Genomic DNA, 1,296 nt, shown 5'->3' on the forward strand with positions numbered 1-1,296 from the left:
GATCCTTTAACTCTGGCAACCCTCAAAATTGAATGAGACATGCTACACCTCCGGATAATAAATATATATAAACGTATATAGATTTCATAAAGTCTAACACACTAGACTTATTTACTTCGTAATTAAGTCGTTAAACCGTGTGCTCTACGACCAAAACTATAAAACCTTTAAGAACTTTCTTTTTTTACAAGAAAAAAGAAATTAGATAAATCTCTCATATCTTTTATTCAATAATCGCATCCGATTGCAGTATAAATTTAACGATCACTCATCATGTTCATATTTATCAGAGCTCGTGCTATAATTATACTAATTTTATAAGGAGGAAAAAATATGGGCATTTTTAGTATTTTTGTAATCAGCACAGTTCATTATCAACCAAACAAAAAATAAGTGGTTATAATGAATCGTTAATAAGCAAAATTCATATAACCAAATTAAAGAGGGGTATAATGAACGAGAAAAATATAAAACACAGTCAAAACTTTATTACTTCAAAACATAATATAGATAAAATAATGACAAATATAAGATTAAATGAACATGATAATATCTTTGAAATCGGCTCAGGAAAAGGCCATTTTACCCTTGAATTAGTAAAGAGGTGTAATTTCGTAACTGCCATTGAAATAGACCATAAATTATGCAAAACTACAGAAAATAAACTTGTTGATCACGATAATTTCCAAGTTTTAAACAAGGATATATTGCAGTTTAAATTTCCTAAAAACCAATCCTATAAAATATATGGTAATATACCTTATAACATAAGTACGGATATAATACGCAAAATTGTTTTTGATAGTATAGCTAATGAGATTTATTTAATCGTGGAATACGGGTTTGCTAAAAGATTATTAAATACAAAACGCTCATTGGCATTACTTTTAATGGCAGAAGTTGATATTTCTATATTAAGTATGGTTCCAAGAGAATATTTTCATCCTAAACCTAAAGTGAATAGCTCACTTATCAGATTAAGTAGAAAAAAATCAAGAATATCACACAAAGATAAACAAAAGTATAATTATTTCGTTATGAAATGGGTTAACAAAGAATACAAGAAAATATTTACAAAAAATCAATTTAACAATTCCTTAAAACATGCAGGAATTGACGATTTAAACAATATTAGCTTTGAACAATTCTTATCTCTTTTCAATAGCTATAAATTATTTAATAAGTAAGTTAAGGGATGCATAAACTGCATCCCTTAACTTGTTTTTCGTGTGCCTATTTTTTGTGAATCGATTATGTCTTTTGCGCAGTCGGCTTAAACCAGTTTTCGCTGGTGCG

The 1,296-nt window shown here is 28.1% G+C and carries 2 protein-coding genes; both read left to right on the forward strand.

The window, feature by feature from the left end:
• Positions 1–333 precede the first annotated feature (333 nt).
• Complete coding sequence (gene ermCL / locus F784_RS26520; protein ID WP_002497446.1) at positions 334–393, forward strand: 23S rRNA methylase leader peptide ErmCL; 60 nt, start codon at positions 334–336, stop codon at positions 391–393.
• A 59-nt stretch (positions 394–452) separates the two neighbouring features.
• Entirely contained in the window at positions 453–1,187 is a 735-nt protein-coding gene (erm(C), locus tag F784_RS25775) for a 23S rRNA (adenine(2058)-N(6))-methyltransferase Erm(C) (protein WP_007410443.1), read from the forward strand.
• Positions 1,188–1,296: the final 109 nt, after the last annotated feature.

It is taken from the genome of Deinococcus apachensis DSM 19763, from assembly GCF_000381345.1.
In the GTDB taxonomy this organism is placed as follows: domain Bacteria; phylum Deinococcota; class Deinococci; order Deinococcales; family Deinococcaceae; genus Deinococcus; species Deinococcus apachensis.